Consider the following 17,853-nt stretch of genomic DNA (forward strand, 5'->3'; position numbering starts at 1 on the left):
ACCTGGCTTTTTCTGTTGCCCTCTTGTCATCGGTGGCCGATGGGGTCCTCCCTGCGTCGCCTCACGCGCGCACGCGCGGGCGCGCGTGAGAAGGGGTGTGCCCTTGCCCGGGGCATTGGTCTAGTCCAAACTGATCATTGACGAAGCCTCTGCAGAGTCGGCCGCGCGCGGCCCGCACGGCCGCCGCCGGTCATGATCGACGGTTCGCGGTCATCGGGTGAGGGGGATGCCATGTCAGGGAGGGCGCCGGCCACGGGGGTCCCCCAGGAGGGTCCGGGAGGTGAGCGGGGGCCGTTCGGATTACGGCTCCGGGCGTTCCGCAGACGGGCCGGGCTCAGTCAGGAGACGGCCGCCGCGCGGGCCGGGATCAGCACCAGGGCGTTGCGCGACATCGAGCGCGGGCGGGTCCAGCGGCCCCAGTCGCGGACCCTCCAGCGGCTCGCCGAGGCGCTGGGGCTGAGCAGCGGCGAGCTGGGGGAGCTGCTGGCCGCCGACCGTACCGGGCCGTCGCCGCGCGGTGCCGGCCTGCCCCGGCTGCTCATCCTCGGCCCGCTCTCCCTCCAGCGCGGCCGCACCCCCGTCCCCGTCACCAGCCCGATGCTGCGCCGCCTGCTCGGACTGCTCGCGCTCAAGCACCCCGAGCCCTCCACCCAGCAGGAGATCACCGACGTCCTCTGGCCGTCCGGGCCGCCCAGTTCCCATCAGAGTCTCGTGCACACGTACGTGAGTCAGGTGCGGCGGCTTCTGGAGCAGGGCGGGGTGCGGAACGGGCCGCCGCCCACCGTCGTCCGGACGCCCACCGGCTACCTCCTCGAAGCGCCCCGCAACCAGATCGACCTCGGCCACTTCGACGAACTCCTCGACCAGGCCGAGCGGCTGCACCGCGCCCCCGACCCGGTCTCCGCCTACGAGTCCCTGACGCGGGCCCTGCGGTGGTGGCGCGGGCCGGTGCTCGCGGACGCCGACCCCGTGCTGCGCCAGCACCCCGCCGCCGTCGTGGTCAACGAACGGCGGGTCAAGGCGGCGCTCCTGCACGCCGACACGGCACTGCTGCTGCGCCGGCCCGAGGAGGCCGTCCCGGTGCTGTGGGACATGGTCAACACCGAGCCGCTGCACGAGGGCCTGCACGCCCGGCTCATCCTCGCCCTCGCCAGCTCCGGCGAACAGGCCGCCGCCCTCAACGTCTTCAACCGGCTGCGCGACCGCCTCGACGAGGAACTCGGCATCGCGCCCAGCGCCGAGGTCCGCGACGCCCACCTGCGGGTCCTGCGCCAGCAGTTCCCCCCCGCGCGGCGCCCCGCACCGCCCGAACGCACCGCGTCCGCCGGGCCGTTCCCCGCCCAGCTCCCCGCCATGGCCGGCTCCTACGTCGGGCGGCGGCGGCAGATGCGGGAGCTGGACGCACTCGTCTCGCCCGACCCGGCGGCCCGCGCGCACGTCGTGGCGGTGGTCGGCGCGCCCGGGGTCGGCAAGACCGCCCTCGCCAAGCACTGGGCGCACGCCCGGCGCGCCCACTTCGAGGACGGGCAGCTCTTCGTCGACCTGCGCGGCCACTCCCCGCTCCCGACGCTGCGCCCCGCCGACGTCCTGGCGCAGTTCCTCCGCGCCCTGGGCGCCCCGCCCGACCAACTGCCCACGGACGAGGACGAGGCCGCCGCGCTGTACCGCACGCTGCTCGCCGACCGGCAGACGCTGATCGTCCTCGACAACGCGCGCGACGCCGAACAGGTCAGACCGCTCATCCCCGGCGCCCGCGGCTGCGCCGTGGTGATCACCAGCCGCAGCCGGCTCGCCGGCCTCGTCGCCAGCGACGGCGCCCGCCAGCTCGTCCTGGACGTCCTCGACCCGGACGAGGGCCGCCGGCTGCTCGCCGCCACCATCGGCGAGAGCCGGGTCGCGGCCGAGGAGGAGGCGGCCCGCCGGCTCGTGCGGGTCTGCGGCGGCCTGCCGCTCGCCCTCCGGATCGCCGGGGCCAACCTGCTCGCCCGCGACGCCCGCATCGTCGACTACTCCGCCGAGTCGCCCGGCGACGACATGCTCAGCCGACTGCGCGTGGAGGGCGACCGGCGGTCGACGGTGCGGGCCGCCTTCGACCTCTCGTACCGCGCGCTCCCGGCCACGGCCCGGCGGATGTTCCGGCTGCTCGGCCTGATGCCCGGCCCCGACCTCACCGTGGACGGCGCCGCGGCCCTCACGGACTCGACCTCGGCCGAGGCGGCCGGGCTCCTCGCGGTCCTGACCGACGCCCACCTGGTACGGGAACGGGCGGCCGGCCGGTTCGGACTCCACGACCTGCTGCGCTCCTACGCCCGCGAGCTGGCCGGCCGCGAGGAGGCGCACGCCGCCCGGCAGCGGCTCTTCGACTGGTACCTCTACCACGCCGACGCGGCGGCCCGGCTGCTCCACCCGGCGGAGACGGACCCGGCCGCCGGGACGCCCCCCGCCCCCTCGGCCGCGCTGGTCTTCTCGGACCACGGCGAGGCCGCGGAGTGGCTGGACGCGGAGCGGGAGAACCTGGCCGGGGCCGTCCTCCAGGCGTCCGGGTCCGGCTTCACCGCCGTCGCCTGGCGCCTCGCCGAGAGCCTGCACCCCTACCTCTCGACGGGCATGTACACCGGCGACTGCCTCAAGGTCGCGACCGCCAGCCTGTTCGCCGCCGTCGCCGACGGCGAGCCGCGCGCCCAGGCCGCCGCCCAGCTCCGGCGCGCCGAGTGCCACCGGGCCCTGGCGAACGACGCCCAGGCCCTGGAGCTGTTCGGCAGCGCCCTGGAACTCGCGCGGCAGGCCGACTGGACCGAGGGACAGGTCCTCGCGCTGCGCCGCATCGGCGCCGCGCACCAGGAGAACGGCGCCGAACACCTCGCCTGCGAACACCTCTCCCGCGCCCGTGAACTCACCCGGTGCGGGAGAGGGGCGGAACCTGACGCCGATGCGGGGGCGGGGGCGGAGGGCGGGCCCGAGGCCGGGGCTTCCTGAACCGCCGGGCGGCCCGTGCCGCCCTCCCTTTTGTTGCGGGAAGTTGAAGGAGCGGAAGGGCAAGTGCTCCGGCAGTCGAGCCAGTTCTGCCGGTTGCCAGGGGCATACCTGCGGCGGGTGCCGGAACCACAGGTCGGCGCCGGTGCGCCGGCGCGGGCGCGGCCCTCCGGCGGCTTCCGGTCCTCTGGTCCGGCTGTAGGAGGCCGCCCAGACCGGAGCCATACGGTGGCCGCATCGCAAAGCCGTTGCCCGAACGCCGTTGACCGAGAGCCACTGCCCGAAAGCCGTTGTCCGCAGCGTTCCTCAAGCGTTCCCGGAGCCGCCCCACCGGCGGCTCCCGCACGTCTGCCACGCCGTTCCCCCTGCCGACCACATCCGTGCGAACAGAACGAGGTGACGATGGAAACCGCGACACAGATCCCACGACAGGAAGCCCGGCGGGCCGCCGAAGTGGACGAGTTCGTGGTCACGTTCTACGAACGCACCCTCGGGCGCGCCGACTTCAGCCCGTCCGGGATCGCCGACGAGCTGGGCGTCCCGCTCCGGCGGGCCGAGCAGGCGGTCCGGGTGCTGCGCGAACTGCGCCTGGTCAAGGCCGCCGAGGACGGCTCCGGCCGGCTGGTCGCGGTCAGTCCGGAGGCCGCCCAGATGGAGCTGCTCGTCCCCCTGGAGCGGGAGATCCTCGACGGGCGCCGCCGCCTCGCCGGGTTCAAGGGGCAGCTCAGCTCCTTCGTGGCGGCCTTCGAGAAGCAGTCCAGGGCCCGCGCCGACACGGTGGTGATCACCGGCGACCGCGAGGAGATCGAGCTGCGCCTCCTCGAAGCCGCCCAGGCCTGCACCACCGAGGTCCTGGTGATGCAGCCCTGCGTGGCCCGCGAGACCCCCGAGCTGCGCCTCGCCCGCCCCCTCGTCCTCGACGTGCTGCGGCGCGGCGCGCAGGGCCGGATCCTCTACCCCCACACCGCCCGCGGCGACTCCGACACCCGCGCCCACCTCGGCGAGGTCCTGCCCGCCGGCGGGCAGGTGCGCACCACCAAGGAGGTGCGCGACCGCTTCCTGGTCTTCGACCGGAAGACCGCCTTCATCCCGGCCGGCGAGGGCGACGCCATCGCCGTCGTCTACGACGGCGCGGTCGCCGCCTTCCTCGCCGGGCTGCACGCCCGGGTCTGGGAGTCCGCGTTCGACTTCGACTCCGGGGCGTCCGGGTACGCCGGGACGATGGGGGACCTGAAGGCGACCCTGCTCGACCTGCTCGCCTCCGGCGCCAAGGACGAGGCCATCGCGCGCCGGGTCGGCATGTCCGAGCGGACCCTGCGCCGCCACGTGGCCGCGATCATGCAGGAGCTGTCGGCCGGCAGCCGCTTCCAGGCCGGTGTCCTCGCCGCCCGGGCCGGCCTGGTCGACCTGTCCCTGGGGAGCGTCGCGTGAGCCGCTACGACCACATCGCGTACACCCCGTCCGTACGCGAGGCCCAGGAGCTGATGGGCAGCGCCACGGCCGCCGGCCGGCGCCTGCGGGAGCCGGACGGGGGGCCCGAGCCGCTCACCGGCGACGCGGCCGACTTCATCCGGGGCCTCGACGGCTTCCTGTTCTCCAGCGTGAGCGAGAGCGGCTGGCCGTACATCCAGTTCCGGGGCGGCCCGCCGGGCTTCGTCCACGTCCTCGACGCGCACACCCTCGCCTACCTGGACGTCCGGGGCAACCGGCAGTACATCACCACCGGCAACCTGCGCGGCGACGACCGGGTCGCGCTCTTCTTCATCGACCACGCCCGCCGGACCCGCCTCAAGCTGTTCGGCCGCGCCACCGCCGTACCGGCCGGGGAGGACCCCGTGCTCGCCGAGCGCCTGGACTCGACGCGCACCGAGGGAACGGTCGAGCAGCTCGTCACCATCCGGGTCGAGGCCTTCGCCTGGAACTGCCCCAACCACATCACCCCGCGCTTCAGCCAGGAGGAGCTCGCCGACGCCCTGGCGCCGGTCCGCGGGCGCATCGCGCATCTGGAGGAGGAGAACGCCGCCCTGCGCGCGGAACTCGCCGCGCGGCGGGGGGACGGCGGTCCGCTTTCTCCCTGAGACCCGGGAGGTCGTTGCGCCGATCCGTCCACTGACCGAATTCGGCAGCCTGTTCCGGGCATTGATGGCCCCCCTCCCCGGGGGCCAGTCTGGAATCAGCGAAGAGCCCTCGAAGCGAACGGAGACATCGCGCGATGGTCAGCGACGTGATCGACCGGAACGACCGGTTCCGAGGAATTCTGGACCGGCTCGCCACCAAGTCGATCGACGACTACTACAACCCGTACCGGCTGTTCGAGTGGCCGGACCGGCTCCCCGAGGACATGTGGTGGATGAGCCCCGAGCTCACCACCACGTACGGGACGGAATGGGCCGAGAAACTCACTCCGCAGCAGCTCCACACGCTTTCCAAGCACGAGAGCATCAATTTCTACAGCCTCAACGTGCACGGAATCCGGGAACTGCTCATCGAGGTGGTCAACCGGATCCACACCGCCGGTTTCGAAACGCCGTCGGAGTTCTTCCACCACTTCATCGGTGAAGAGAACGAGCACATGTGGTTCTTTGCCGAATTCTGCCTCCGCTACGGCGGGAAGATCTACCGCCAGCCGACCGGCGGCGCGGAGGCGGCCGTCCCCTCGGAGAAGATCCAGAGCCTGCTGGTCTTCGCCCGCATCCTGATCTTCGAGGAGCTGGTCGACCACTTCAACTCGGCCATGGCCGAGGACGAGCGGCTGCACGAGACGATCCGCGGCATCAACCGGATCCACCACCAGGACGAGTCCCGGCACATCGCCTTCGGCCGCGAACTGGTCAACCTGCTCTACCTCGACCTCAAGCAGACCGCCACCGAGGAGGAGCTGGACCAGGTCTCCACCTATCTGCGCCGCTACATGAAGCACAGCTTCGAGTCGCTCTACCACCCCCAGGTCTACCGCGACGCCGGTCTGGAGCGCCCGCACGAGCTGCGCCGCGCCCTCCTGGAGTCCCCGGCCCGCGCCGAGGCCGAGCTGCGGACCTTCCGCAAGACCGCCAAGTACCTCGAGAAGACGGGAATCGTCCGATGAACCGCCTGACTGGGAGCGACGGCGCGCCCGCCCTCGCCATCCTCGGGCCCGGGGCCACCCGGCTCGTCAGGGAGCTGGACGGGGTCTTCGCCGGCTGGGGGCTCGCGGACGGCGCCGAGGAGATCAGCGCCCCGCCGCTCTTCCCGGTGACCGACCTGGAGAAGTTCGACGTCTACACCAACTTCCCCCACCTCGCCTGGGTCGCCGGATCACTTGACCTGGCCGACGACCAGTTCAAGCCGGTGGAGGGGAAGTTCGGGCCCGGGGCGGTGGCCGAAGCCCGGTACGGGCTCCCGCACGCCACCTGCTACGGCGCCTACCTCTTCCACGAGGGCGGACAGGTCGCCGACGACGCCCTGGTCACCCTGGTCAACCGCTGCTTCCGCAACGAGGACCACTACGGCGGGCTGCGCCGCCTCGCCAGCTTCCAGATGCGTGAGATCGTCGCGCTCGGCGGCTTCGAGCACACCCAGCACGTCCTGGCCCGCTTCACCGGTCGGATCCAGGCCTTCGCCGCCGCGCTCGGGATCGAGCTGGGCAGGGAGGCGGCGAGCGACCCGTTCTTCCAGAACGACGGCGGCCGCGCGCTGATGCAGAAGCTCAGCCCGGTCAAGTACGAGTTCCAGTACGGCGACCTGGCGATCGCCTCGGTCAACACCCACCGCAACTTCTTCGGCGAGCGGTGCGGGATCCGCCTGGAGTCCGGCGAGCACGCCTACACCTCCTGCGTGGCCTTCGGCCTGGAGCGCTGGCTCGCCGTCCTGACCGAGCACTTCGAGGAGGACCTCGACGCGGCGCTCGGCGCGGTGCGCGAGGCCGCCGCCGAGGTCGCCACGGGCGCCGCCGCCGTCGAAGTGCCGTGACCCGGCCCCTGATCGGCGTCGACCTCGTCCCGCTCTCCCGGGTCCGCGACCTCCTCGGAACCGGCCCCGAACCCGGTACCGGTACCGATACCGGCCCCGAACCCGGTACCGGTACCGATACCGGCCCCGAACCCGGTACCAGTACCGATGCCGGCACCGACCCCGGCGTCGGTACCCACCCCGGGCCCCTCCTCACCCGCTTCCTCTCCGCCGACGAGCTGGCCGCCTCCCGGACCCCGGACGGCGCGCCCGACCCGTCGGGGATCGCCGGGCGCCTCGCCGCCAAGGAAGCCGTCTTCAAGCTGCTCGGCTCCGTCGGGAAGCCCGTCCCCTGGCAGGGCATCGAGGTCCTGCGCGGCCCCGGCGGCCGGCCCGGGGTCCGGCTCTCCGGCCGGGCGGCCGAGCTGGCCCGTACCGCCGGGGTCGGCCCGATCGACGTGAGCATCAGCCACGACGCCGGCTTCGCGATCGCCGTCGCGGCCACCACCACCTCCGTACAGGACCGGCCCGTACAGGACCGATCCGTACAAGACCGACCCGTTCCGCTGGATCAGTGACTCTGAAGGGAATGCCATGAGTTCCGCAGGTATCGACAAGGTCCGGGACTGGATCCTCGGCCGTCACCCCGAGCGCACCGAGCTCGCCTCCGACGTCGACCTCATCGAGAGCCGCCTCGTCGACTCGCTCGCCTTCGTCGAGCTCGTCTACACGATCGAGGACGCCGCGGGCGTGGAGATCGACTTCGACAACATCGACATCGAGGACTTCCAGACCCTCGCCACCATCGAGAAGGCGTTCTTCGCCTGATCCCGAGGAGGGGTCTTCACCATGGACGCAGTCTCTTACACCGCCCAGTGGATGGCCGCCGCCCGCGCGGAGGAGTCCGAGCGCGAGGACGCGCTGTTCGTCGACCCGTTCGCCCGCGAACTGGCCGCGCCCCGGGGCTTCGAACTGATCGAGCGCTACGCCGGCGGCGGTCTGCTGCCCTTCATCTCCATCCGCACCCGGTTCCTGGACGACGCGATCAGGGACGTCCTGGCCGAGAGCGGGATCCAGCAGGTCGTGCTGATCGCGGCCGGCATGGACACCCGCGCCTTCCGGCTCGACTGGCCGGACGGCATCGAGCTGTACGAGGTCGACCACGCCCTCCTGATCGCCGAGAAGCGCCGCCGGCTCGCCGCCCTCGGGGCCGAGCCGCGCGTCGACCGGCGCGAGGTCTCCGCCGACCTCACCCAGGAGTGGCTGCCCGCCCTGGAGGCCGCCGGCTTCGACCGCGACCGTCCGACCCTGTGGGTCGCCGAGGCGCTGACCTTCTTCCTCACCGAGGACCAGGCCGCCGGGCTGCTCCGGCTGCTCGGCTCCGCCTCCGCCCCCGGCAGCCACCTGGCCTTCGACATCCTCGGCCGCGCCCTGCTGCGCAGCCCGTTCTCGAAGCGCTTCCTGGACACCCTCGCCTCCGACGGCACGCCGTGGATCTTCGGCACCGACGAGCCCGAGGAGTTCCTGACCGCGAACGGCTGGAAGACCACCGACCTGCGCGAGCCGGGCCAGCCCGGTGCCGGCGAGGGACGCTGGCCGTACGACGTCCAGCCGAGGGACCGCCGCGGCGCCAACCGGCTGTGGCTGATCCGCGCCGAGGTCGTGAAGTCCTGATGGGCCGGACGACCACGGACCCCCGACCGGCCCCGGACCGCCGGATCACCCTGGAGCGGATCGAGTCGTACCTGCCCGAGCGCAGCGTGCGGATCGAGGAGCTGGGCGAACGCCTCGGACTGCACCGGGCGCAGCTCGGCGTCTTCCGCAAGTTCTACGGCCTGGACCGGCTCCGGTACGACCCCGAGCTCCCGCTCCTCGACCTGCTCACGCCCGCCGCGCGCGGCGCCCTGGCCGCCCTCCCGGAGGGCGGCCGGGTGGACTACCTGGCCTACGCCCACGTCACCCAGGCGGTCGCCCCCGCCGACGTGGACGTCGCGCGGCGGGTCGGCGACGACCTCGGACTCGCCGGCACCGAGGCCTTCGGCCTCAGCCACCAGGCCTGCGTCAGCAGCCTCGGCGCCATCGAGGTGCTCGGCCAACTGCTCCGCGCGGAGGGCGGCGAGGGCGCGTACGCCCTCATGGTCACCGGCGAGCAGGCGTACTCACCGGTCGTCCAGCACGTCCCCAACACCTCGATCATGGCCGACGCCGCCGCCTCCTGCCTGATCACCCTGGACGGCGAGGGCGACGTTGTCCGGTCCTTCGCCACCCGGACCCTGGGCGAGTACGCCCAGTGGCTGGAGCTGACCCCCGAGCAGAACACCGAGTTCGGGGAGCAGTACGGCAGCCGGATCGCCGAGGTCATCCACCAGGCCGTGGAGGAGGCCGGGCTGACGCTCGACGACGTCGACCTGGTCATCCCGCACAACGTCAACAAGCTGGCCTGGCGGCAGACGATCAAGGAGCTGGGGGTGGAGCCGGAGAAGGTCTTCCTGGACAACGTCCCCCGCTACAGCCACACCTTCGCCTCGGACGTCTTCGTCAACTACACCACCCTGCGCGACGAGGGCCGCCTGGTGGACGGCGCCCACTACCTCCTCGTCTCCGTCGGCCTGGGCGCCACCTTCGGCGCGATGGTGATCACCCACCGGGCGGGAGGCGGTTCCCGATGAGCCGTCAGGAACTGATCCTCACCATCGAGAAGGCGCTCGGGGAGGTCCTGGAGCGGCCCGTCACCGGGCTCACGGAGGAGACCGCGCTCTTCGACGAGCTCCAGCTCACCTCCCTCGCCGTCCTGGGGCTACTGATGACCGTCGAGGAGGCGACCGGCATCTCGGTCGACCCGGAGGCGCTCGACATCGACCACCTGCGGACCGTGGGCTCCTTCGCCGACTACGTCGAGGCCGCGCTCCGCGAAGAGGAGGGGACGCCATGAGCGGTCTCGCCGTCCGGGCCGCCGCCGCGGTCCGCTCGCCCGAGCGCCGGGAACCGGACGACCGGGCGGCCGCGCTCGGCTACTTCCGCGACCTGCTCGCCCCCTTCGGGGAGAAGCCGGACGAGGAGCTGTTCGACAGTGGCCGGCACGTCCGGCACCGGGACCTCGCGGACCTGCTCGTCGCCGACGAGGGCGTCGGCGGCAGCAGGCCCGAGCTCCTGATCGTCACCCACGCCCTCCCGGACGTGGTGCCGTTCACCGCCGTCGCGCCCTACCTCACCGACCGACTCGGCGGCCGGGCGGCCAACTTCTCCGTCGCCCAGCAGGGCCTGGCCGCGCCCTTCACCGCGCTGCGGATCGCCTCGGCGTACGAGAAGGCGGGGCGGGCGGCGGAGGTCGTGATCGCGGTCCTCGAACAGACCACCCTGCCGACCCCCTTCCCGCTGGTCCGGGACACCCCGCTGGTGGACTCGGCCGCCGCGCTCGTCCTCGGTACGGGAGGGGACGCCGGGGACGGGGGCGGTCCCCGGTTCGTCCGGGCGCACGCGGCCGGTTCGCCGGCGGACGCCCTCGGCCGGGAGCTCGGCGAGGACGGCACGCTCCTCGTCCTCGGCCCCTGGGTCACCGGGGACGTGCCCGGGCACGGCGGCCCGGTGCACCGGGTGGCCCCGGGCAGCTACTGCACCAGCCTCTGGCTGGACCTCGCCGACCACTGGCGGGAGTGGGGGCGGGACCACCGGCGGATCGTGCTGTGCGACACGGACCCGCGCTCCGGCCGCACGCACGTGGCGCTCTTCGCGGGCGGCGGGGGCTGACCCCCCGGTCCGGAAGGCCGTCGCGCTTCCGCCCCCACCGGAGGCGCGACGGCCCGTCCGCGACCCCCACCGGCTCGTACCGACACCCGACGACGCACCCGAAGGGAAGGCTGGAACACCATGACCACGGCTGAGGAGCGGACCATCAGGCTGGACTCCGCACGGGCCGGAAGAGGACCGGCGACCTGGGGCCAGCGGGCCATCTGGGGCGTCGTCACCCGGCTCGGCGACGACGCCCCCCGGTACAACCTGCCGGTCCACCTCCCCGTCTCCCCGCCCCGCCCCGTCGACCGCGTGCTCGCGGACCTGAAGGAGCTGCTGCTGCTCCACGACAGCCTGCACACCCGGTTCCTGCCGGACGGCGAGGACGGGCTCGAACAGGTCGTGGACGGCAGCGGCGCGCTCCCGGTGGAGATCCGCACGGGCCCGGCCGAACGCTCCGCCGAGGACGGCGCCGCCCTCCTCGGCGAGCTGGCCGGGCGCCCCTTCGACCACACCCGGGAGTGGCCCCTCAGGGTCGGCCTGATCGAGTCCGGCGGCCTGGTCCACCGGCTCGTCCTCGCCGGGGCGCACACCGGCATGGACTACTGGGGCCTCGGCCGGCTGCTCCGCGACCTGGAGTCCGTCCAGGCCGGCGAGACCGCCGAGTCGCTGCGCGGGGCGCGCCCCGCCCTCCAGCCCCTGGAGGCCGCCGGGGTCCAGGCCTCGCCGCTCGGCCGCCGCCGGGACGAGGCGGCCCGCCGCTACTGGATCGAGCAGCTCACCGAGGGGCCCCGGCGGATCTTCCGGGAGCCCGCGGCGCCGGAGCTCGCGGACGACCCGGACCGCCGGTTCCCCAACGCGCTGCTGCGCTCGCCCGCCCTCGCGGTCGCCGTCGGACGGGTCGCGGCGGAGCTGGAGGTCAGCGACGCCGCCGTGCTCCTCGGGGCGGCCGCCCACCAGCTCGCCCGGATGTCCGGCAGCGCCGACGTGCTCTTCCAGGTCGTCGTGGGCAACCGCTTCCAGCCCTCCGCCGCCGCCTCGGTCAGCACGGTGGCGCAGGAAGCGCTGTTCCGGCTCACCGACGCGGACCGGGACTTCGAGGACGCGGTGCGGCGGACGCGGTCCGTCGCCTTCAGTGCGTTCCGGCACGCCGCGTACGACAAGTGGGCGCTCGACCGCGAGGTGGCGCTCCTGGTGGAGAAGGGGGAGGCGGCCGACCACTCGTACTGGTGGAACGACACCCGCGACCCCGGCGTCGGGCCCTTCGACGACGTCGAGAAGCCGAAGGCGCCGCTGAGCGAGCTGATCGGCCGGACCGAACTGCGCTGGCCGACGGAGTTCCCGGCCCGCAGGAACGTCTCGATGGCGGTGGACGTGCTGACCGCCCCGGGCGCCCTCGACCTCGCCATGACCGCCGACCCGGCGGTCGTCGACCGCGCGGGCATGGAGGAGTTCCTGCGCGGGGTTGAGCGGCTGATCGTCGCCGAGGCGATTGCGCTGGGGGACTGATGGCACCGGTGACGAAGAGGTACGCGGGGATCGCCTGGACCGAGGCGGGCTACCGGGTCGAGGTCCTGGACGGCGCCGGACGCCCGGTGGGGGAGCCGCGCGACTGGGGCGCCGCCCGGGTCGCCGAACTCATCGCCTGGCTGCGGGACTTCGACGGCGGCGAGCCCCCGGCCGTGGTCCTGGACAGCACCAACGGCCTGCTCGACGGCCCCATGACGGCCGCCGGCCTGGAGGTCCACCGCGCGGACCCCTGGCTGCTTCCGCCCCGGCCGCGCTTCGGCTCCGTCACGGCCCGGCAGCTCGCGGAACGGGCCCTGGCCGCGCCGGGCGAGCTCGCCCGGGTGACCGCCGAGGGCGGCACCCTGACCGGCCGCGCCGAGGAGTACTTCGAGGGCGTACGGCGCGGGGAACCGGCCCAGAAGGCCCTGACGGCGTCCGGGCGCTGCTTCGAGCACGGCCGCCGGGACGTCCCGAAGGTGGCGCTCACCTTCGACGACGGCCCCGACCCGGTCTTCACCCGGCAGGTCCTGGAGATCCTGGACCGCTACGGGGCCCGGGCCACCTTCTTCTGCGTCGGCCACCACGTCGCCGCGCTGCCCGACGAGGTGCGCCGGATCGTCGCGGGCGGCCACGGCCTCGGCAACCACTCCTGGTCGCACCCCTTCCTGTTCGACCTGACGCCGGAGCAGCTGCGCGAGCAGATCGACCGGACGACGGAGGAGCTGGACCGGGTGGCCGGCGCGGCCCCGGCCTGGTTCCGGCCGCCGTACGGGGCGCTGAGCCCCGAGGTGCTCGCCGTCCTGGCCGAGCACCCGGCCACCCTGACGATGTGGGACGTGGACGCCCGCGACTGGTCGCGGCCGGGGCCCGGGCAGATCGCCAAGACCGTCCTGGAGGGCGTCGGCCCCGGCTCGGTGGTGCTGATGCACGAGGGCGCCGGGGACCGCAGCCAGACCGTGGCGGCCCTTCCCGCGATCGTCGAGGGCCTGCTCGAACGCGGCCTGGAACCGGTCGCCCTCGACGAACTCGCCCCGCCGCCCCGCACCGGCCCCGAAGACCGCTGAACCCCCGCCCCCCGAACCCCGATCAACGACCGAAGGACTGAAGGGTCATGGAAGAACGCTTGGCAGAGCCCACCCCGGCGGCGCCCCCGCTGACGAAGGACGGGTCCGACGGAGGGCCGCCGGGGGAGCCGGGGAAGCCGGGGGCGCGGGCGACGGGACCGTCCCCGGACGAGCCGGCGATCTGGTCCCGCAACTTCCGGTACTACTTCGTCGCCCGCAGCGCCGGCCTGCTGAGCTGGGCCATGCTGCCGGTCGCGGTCGCGGCCGGTCTGCTCAGCGGCGGGTACGGCCTGGACACCGCCGGGTACTCGATGGCCTTCCTGGTCGCCCCGTTCGCCGGTCTGGTGCTGTTCGGCGGGGTGCTCGCCGACCGGTTCACCGCCCGCCGGATGATGATCATCGCGGACCTGGCCAACCTCACCGCCCACGTCCTGCTCGCCCTCCTGTTCATCCACGGCATCGACCACCTCTGGCAGCTGTACGCGCTGCTCGTCGTCGCCGGCACCGCCAACGCCCTGTTCCAGCCGGGCGCCTCCTCCACCGTGCCCCTGGTCTCCCGCGACGTGCAGGGCGCCAACGGTGTGCTGCGCACCTCCGAGGCGATCACCGGCCTCGGCGGCCCGGCCCTGGCCGGCACCCTGGTCGGCTTCGGGTCCACCGGCTGGGTCATGGTGATCTCCGCCGTCGCCTACGGCACCAGCGCGATCTGCCTGTTCGTCCTCCGGCTCGGCGTGGTACCCGCCCCGCCGGCCGGCGAGGGCCTGTGGCGCAACCTGGCCGTCGGCTGGCACGAGTTCCGCTCCCGGAGCTGGCTGTGGGGCGTCATCCTGATCTGGATGTTCTACGCGGTGCTCTCCTGGGGGCCGCAGCTCTCGGTGGCCGCCGGCGTCATCGTGCCCGAGCACGGCGCGAGCGCCTTCGGCCTGATCAACGCCGCGCTCGGCGCCGGAACCGTGGCCGGCGGGCTCCTCGCGATCCGCTACAAGCCCCAGCGGCCGCTCGCCGCCGGGGCCGTGGCGATGATGGCGTACCCGCTCTACCCGCTCGGCATCGTGCTCGGCTGGCCGGTCTGGCTGCTCATCGTCGCCCAGGTCCTGGTCGGCGCCGGCATCGGCGTCTGGGGCGTCATGTGGGCCACCAGCGTGCAGACCCAGGTGCCGGGCGAGGTCCTGAACCGCGTCCACGCCTACGAGGTCGCGGGCTCCGTCGGCATGTACCCGATCGGCAGCGCGCTGGCCGGTCCCGCCGTCGACGCGTTCGGCACCGACGAGGTCCTCGTGGTGGGCGTCGTGGTCTCCTTCCTCACCGCCACCGCCCTCCTGGCGGCCCGCCCGATCCGCACCCTGCGCCGTGTCCCGGACCGCGTCTGACGGGACCGGCGCGCCCGCGCCCGACCGGATCCGTACGCCCGCGCCGGACGGGGCCCGCACGCCGGTCCCGGTTCGCGCCCCGGCTCCCGTGCCCGACGGGGCCCGCACGCCCCTGCCCGGCCGCCTGATCCGCACGCCCGTCGACGGCGTGCACCACCTGGCCGCCCGGAACGAGGAGGTCCTCGGCGCGCTGCCCGTCGCCGCCGCGGACCGGGCGACCGCCGCGGGGCTGCCGCCGTGGCGCGCGGCGGAGCACCTCGCCTCGCGGACGCTGCTGCGGTTCCTGCTGCGAGAGATCGGCGAGGACGCCGGGGACGGGCCGCTCGCCGCGCTTCCGGGCGGCCGTCCGTACCTGCCGGGCCGGGCCGGCCCGGGGGTGAGTCTCTCGCACTCCTCGGGCTGGGTCGCGGCGGCCGTCGGCCGGGGCCGGGACGTCGGCGTCGACGTGCAGGTCCCGGCCCCCGTCGGCGACCGGCTGCTGCGGCTCTGCTGCGCGCCGGGGGACGCCGACGCCCTGGCGGCCCTGCCCGAGGAGGCGCGCAGATCCGGGTTCGCCCGGATCTTCGCCGTTCAGGAGGCCTGTGTGAAGGCCGTGGGGGAGGGCTTCTCCGGCCGCCCCTGGACGGTCCCGGTCCCCCTCGGCGCGCGGACGGGCACCTGGAACGGCGTCCGCTGGTCCGCCCCGTACGACGCCCCGCACGACGACCGGGACGGGGTGCCGGTCGCCTGCGCCTGGACCTCGGGGCCCGTAGGGGCGGTACGGAGGGGACGGGCGTGACCGGCGGCGGGGCCGTGCCCCGCCGCCGGATGACGCTCCCGCGCGTTCGGCCGGTCAGTCGCCGTGGCCGGTGCCGCCGCTGCCGAAGCCGCCGCTGGAGATGCCGCCCCACTTGCGCTTCTCCTCGTCCGGGGGCTCGGGCGAGGCCTCGGTGCCGGAGTGGTTGAGCTGGTACGGCATGAGCCGGTGCTCGGCGTCCGTCTGCGGCATCTCGGCACCCTTGCGGTACTCGGACGACTCGCCGGGCAGGGCGCCGTTGTCGGGCCGGTGCGGCTGCTCCTCGGTCTTCGGGGGTGCCGACTCGCGGTTACGGACGCGGATGCCGAACATGAACGCGCCGATGAGGACGGCGACGACGATAAGACCGCCGAGAACCTGTGCCAGGCCTGACTGCCAAACTCCAGCCGCCAGGTTCTCTGCTGCGCTGAGAGTGTTCATATCTACGGATTACCCGATTCCGCTTCTTTGGATGCGCCGGGGAGAGATCTCTTCGGATTTATCTGAAACATCTGTCCGCCTCCACCGCGTCAATGAGGTGTACGGCGACCGCACGGCGCGGCCGGCACGACACGACCGGGACGAGGAGGGGCATGAGGAAGGCCCGCGCGAACGAGTTCCTGGAGTTCGCCTCCGCGCGCACGGGGCCCCTGTTCCGCTCGGCGTGCCTGCTGACCAGCGGCGACGTCCACCTCGCCGAGGACCTCACGCAGGAGACGCTGGGGCGGATGTACGCCCTGTGGGGCCGCATGGCACGGATCGGGAACCCCGCCGCGTACGCCCAGACCGTGCTCGTCCGTACCTTCCTCAGCCACCGCCGGCGCCGCTCGGCCACCGAGCGCCCGCTCGGCGAGCTGCCGGACCGCGTCTCCGACACCGACGGGGACCCGGCGCTCCGGATCGCGCTCCTCGACGCCCTCGCCGGACTCGCGCCCAAAGACCGGGCGGTCGTGGTGCTGCGGTACTGGGAGGACCGCAGCGTCGAGGAGACCGCCGATGCCATGAACGTCAGCTCCGCCGCCGTCCGCACCCGGTCCGTACGGGCCCTCGCCAAGCTCCGGGAACGGCTCGGCGGCAGCCTCGCGGAGCTCGCCGTCCGCTGACCGGCCCCGCTCCCGTGCCCCCTCGCCCCGCATCCCTTCCGCCACGAACCCGAGACGGTGATCCCGCATGCCCCGAAACGACGGCCCCGGCCGTGAGAACCCCCCGCACGACGGCTTCGAGGAGGACCTCGGCGCCGTCCTGCGCCGCACCGGCGAAGGCTTCGCGGGCGACCGGCGCGAGCTCGTCGAGGGCGGCGTCCGGCGCGGGCGACGCCGTCTGGTGCGCCGCCGGGCCGCGGTCACCGGCGGCGTCCTCGCGCTCGCCGCCGTCGGCGTCGGCGGGGTGTACGGGGGCTCGCTGCTCGGCTCCGCCGGACCGGCCGCGACGACCTCCGTGGCGGCGCCGCCGAAGCCGACCGGCACCGGCCCCGAGACGCGCCCGCCGGACGAGGCGCGGATCCCGGTCAAGGACCTCGCGGCCGTCCTCAGGGCCCACACCCCGGCCGGGCGGTGGGAGATCGAGGACGAGGGCGGCGAGGGGCAGTTCGTCCTCGGCGTGTACGACGACGGCGCCGGCAAGGCCGCCGTCTCCGTGTCCCTCTCCCGCTCCTCCGGCCCCGGGGAGGCGGGCGAGGCCATGGTCACCTGCCCCGACGAGGCCCACGTGCCCGACGCCGAGTGCACCACCGAGACGCTCCCCGGCGTCGGCCGGCTCCTGCTCTTCCAGGGGTACGAGTACCCCGACAAGCGCGAGAAGACCAAGACCTGGCGGGCGACCCTGCTCACCGAGGACGGCTTCCTCGTCGACGCGAGCGAGTACAACGCCCCCGCCCAGAAGGGCGCCCGCGTCAGCCGCGACACCCCGCCCTTCACCCCCGCCCAGCTCAAGGCCCTGGTCACGGCCGACGCCTGGAAGCCGCTGCTCGCCGGGCTGCCCGCGCTCCCGCAGGGGTCCACGCCCCCGAGCGCCCCGGACGAGCCCTCCGCCGACGCCCTCCGGGCCACCCTGCGCTCCCTCCTGCCCGAGGGCCTGGAGGTGAAGGACGAGGGCGGGCAGGACGGCTACGGGTACGTCGTCGTCGACGACGGCGGGGGCAGGAGCTTCGTCGAGATCAACGTCCAGACCGGCATGCGGGACGTCGCCGGCCACCTGACCTCGACCGGGGCCACCACCCTGCCCGACGGGCGCCTGGTCGGGGTCGTCCAGGAGGCCGCCGAGAAGGGCGGCACCGGCGTCGTCTCGTGGACCGTCGACACCGTCACGCCCGAGGGCTTCCGGGTCGTGGTCACCGCCCTCAACTCCGACGGGTACCGCGCCCCCGCCACGCGCTCCGAGCCCGCGCTGACCGTGGAGCGGCTCAAGACGATCGCGCTGAGCCCGAAGTGGCGGAAGCCGGTCGACTAGGGAGTGTCCGGCGGGGAGGCGCGGGGAGGGCCTGTCCGGCGGGGGAGGCACGGAGCGT

At 74.0% G+C, this 17,853-nt stretch carries 18 protein-coding genes; 17 read left to right on the forward strand and 1 reads right to left on the reverse strand.

Annotated features, from left to right (window positions below):
* Positions 1-231 precede the first annotated feature (231 nt).
* The 15 genes from AB0398_RS10580 (at position 232) to AB0398_RS10650 (ending at position 15,350) form a co-directional block, all read left to right on the forward strand.
* Positions 232-2,976, forward strand: a complete 2,745-nt coding sequence (locus AB0398_RS10580; protein WP_366373632.1) for a BTAD domain-containing putative transcriptional regulator — start codon at positions 232-234, stop codon at positions 2,974-2,976.
* 399 nt (positions 2,977-3,375) lie between these two features.
* Positions 3,376-4,404, forward strand: a complete 1,029-nt coding sequence (locus tag AB0398_RS10585) for a helix-turn-helix transcriptional regulator (protein WP_366373634.1) — start codon at positions 3,376-3,378, stop codon at positions 4,402-4,404.
* Positions 4,401-5,051 carry a pyridoxamine 5'-phosphate oxidase family protein gene (locus AB0398_RS10590; RefSeq protein WP_366373636.1) on the forward strand — a complete coding sequence of 217 codons (651 nt, stop codon included), beginning with the start codon at positions 4,401-4,403 and terminating at the stop codon, positions 5,049-5,051. The genes AB0398_RS10585 and AB0398_RS10590 overlap by 4 nt, the downstream gene beginning before the upstream one ends.
* Before the next feature lie 134 nt (positions 5,052-5,185).
* A complete protein-coding gene (locus tag AB0398_RS10595) occupies positions 5,186-6,058 on the forward strand; it encodes a diiron oxygenase (RefSeq protein ID WP_366373638.1) in 873 nt (290 codons plus the stop codon).
* Positions 6,055-6,921 (forward strand): hypothetical protein, encoded by an 867-nt coding sequence (locus tag AB0398_RS10600; RefSeq protein WP_366373640.1) that lies wholly within the window; start codon positions 6,055-6,057, stop codon positions 6,919-6,921. The genes AB0398_RS10595 and AB0398_RS10600 overlap by 4 nt, the downstream gene beginning before the upstream one ends.
* A complete protein-coding gene (locus AB0398_RS10605; RefSeq protein ID WP_366373642.1) occupies positions 6,918-7,478 on the forward strand; it encodes a holo-ACP synthase in 561 nt (186 codons plus the stop codon). The genes AB0398_RS10600 and AB0398_RS10605 overlap by 4 nt, the downstream gene beginning before the upstream one ends.
* 16 nt (positions 7,479-7,494) lie before the next feature.
* Positions 7,495-7,728 (forward strand): phosphopantetheine-binding protein, encoded by a 234-nt coding sequence (locus AB0398_RS10610; protein ID WP_030219305.1) that lies wholly within the window; start codon positions 7,495-7,497, stop codon positions 7,726-7,728.
* Between the two features lie 21 nt (positions 7,729-7,749).
* Entirely contained in the window at positions 7,750-8,574 is an 825-nt protein-coding gene (locus AB0398_RS10615) for an SAM-dependent methyltransferase (RefSeq protein ID WP_366373644.1), read from the forward strand.
* The gene (locus tag AB0398_RS10620) at positions 8,574-9,569 is read left to right on the forward strand and encodes a ketoacyl-ACP synthase III family protein (protein WP_366373646.1); all 996 of its coding nucleotides are present in this window, start codon (positions 8,574-8,576) and stop codon (positions 9,567-9,569) included. Before AB0398_RS10615 ends, AB0398_RS10620 begins: the two co-directional genes overlap by 1 nt.
* Entirely contained in the window at positions 9,566-9,832 is a 267-nt protein-coding gene (locus tag AB0398_RS10625) for an acyl carrier protein (RefSeq protein ID WP_366373648.1), read from the forward strand. Before AB0398_RS10620 ends, AB0398_RS10625 begins: the two co-directional genes overlap by 4 nt.
* Positions 9,829-10,647 (forward strand): hypothetical protein, encoded by an 819-nt coding sequence (locus AB0398_RS10630; protein WP_366373650.1) that lies wholly within the window; start codon positions 9,829-9,831, stop codon positions 10,645-10,647. Before AB0398_RS10625 ends, AB0398_RS10630 begins: the two co-directional genes overlap by 4 nt.
* Before the next feature lie 120 nt (positions 10,648-10,767).
* Positions 10,768-12,138 (forward strand): condensation domain-containing protein, encoded by a 1,371-nt coding sequence (locus AB0398_RS10635; RefSeq protein WP_366373652.1) that lies wholly within the window; start codon positions 10,768-10,770, stop codon positions 12,136-12,138.
* A gap of 8 nt (positions 12,139-12,146) precedes the next feature.
* Positions 12,147-13,202, forward strand: a complete 1,056-nt coding sequence (locus AB0398_RS10640) for a polysaccharide deacetylase family protein (protein ID WP_366373654.1) — start codon at positions 12,147-12,149, stop codon at positions 13,200-13,202.
* Positions 13,203-13,249: 47 nt separating this feature from the next.
* Positions 13,250-14,572, forward strand: a complete 1,323-nt coding sequence (locus tag AB0398_RS10645; protein WP_366373656.1) for an MFS transporter — start codon at positions 13,250-13,252, stop codon at positions 14,570-14,572.
* Entirely contained in the window at positions 14,553-15,350 is a 798-nt protein-coding gene (locus AB0398_RS10650) for a 4'-phosphopantetheinyl transferase superfamily protein (RefSeq protein ID WP_366373658.1), read from the forward strand. The genes AB0398_RS10645 and AB0398_RS10650 overlap by 20 nt, the downstream gene beginning before the upstream one ends.
* 54 nt (positions 15,351-15,404) lie before the next feature.
* Here AB0398_RS10650 and AB0398_RS10655 read toward each other — a convergent pair whose 3' ends face one another.
* Positions 15,405-15,788 carry a DUF6479 family protein gene (locus tag AB0398_RS10655; protein ID WP_366373660.1) on the reverse strand — a complete coding sequence of 128 codons (384 nt, stop codon included), beginning with the start codon at positions 15,786-15,788 and terminating at the stop codon, positions 15,405-15,407.
* A gap of 152 nt (positions 15,789-15,940) precedes the next feature.
* On the opposite strand from AB0398_RS10655, the gene AB0398_RS10660 reads away from it, so the two are divergent.
* Entirely contained in the window at positions 15,941-16,450 is a 510-nt protein-coding gene (locus AB0398_RS10660; RefSeq protein WP_366373662.1) for a SigE family RNA polymerase sigma factor, read from the forward strand.
* Between the two features lie 67 nt (positions 16,451-16,517).
* On the forward strand, positions 16,518-17,795 hold the full coding sequence (locus AB0398_RS10665; RefSeq protein ID WP_366373664.1) for a hypothetical protein: 1,278 nt from the start codon (positions 16,518-16,520) through the stop codon (positions 17,793-17,795).
* The last annotated feature ends 58 nt before the right edge of the window (positions 17,796-17,853 follow it).

This window comes from Streptomyces sp. NPDC086147 (genome assembly GCF_040702165.1).
In the GTDB taxonomy this organism is placed as follows: domain Bacteria; phylum Actinomycetota; class Actinomycetes; order Streptomycetales; family Streptomycetaceae; genus Streptomyces.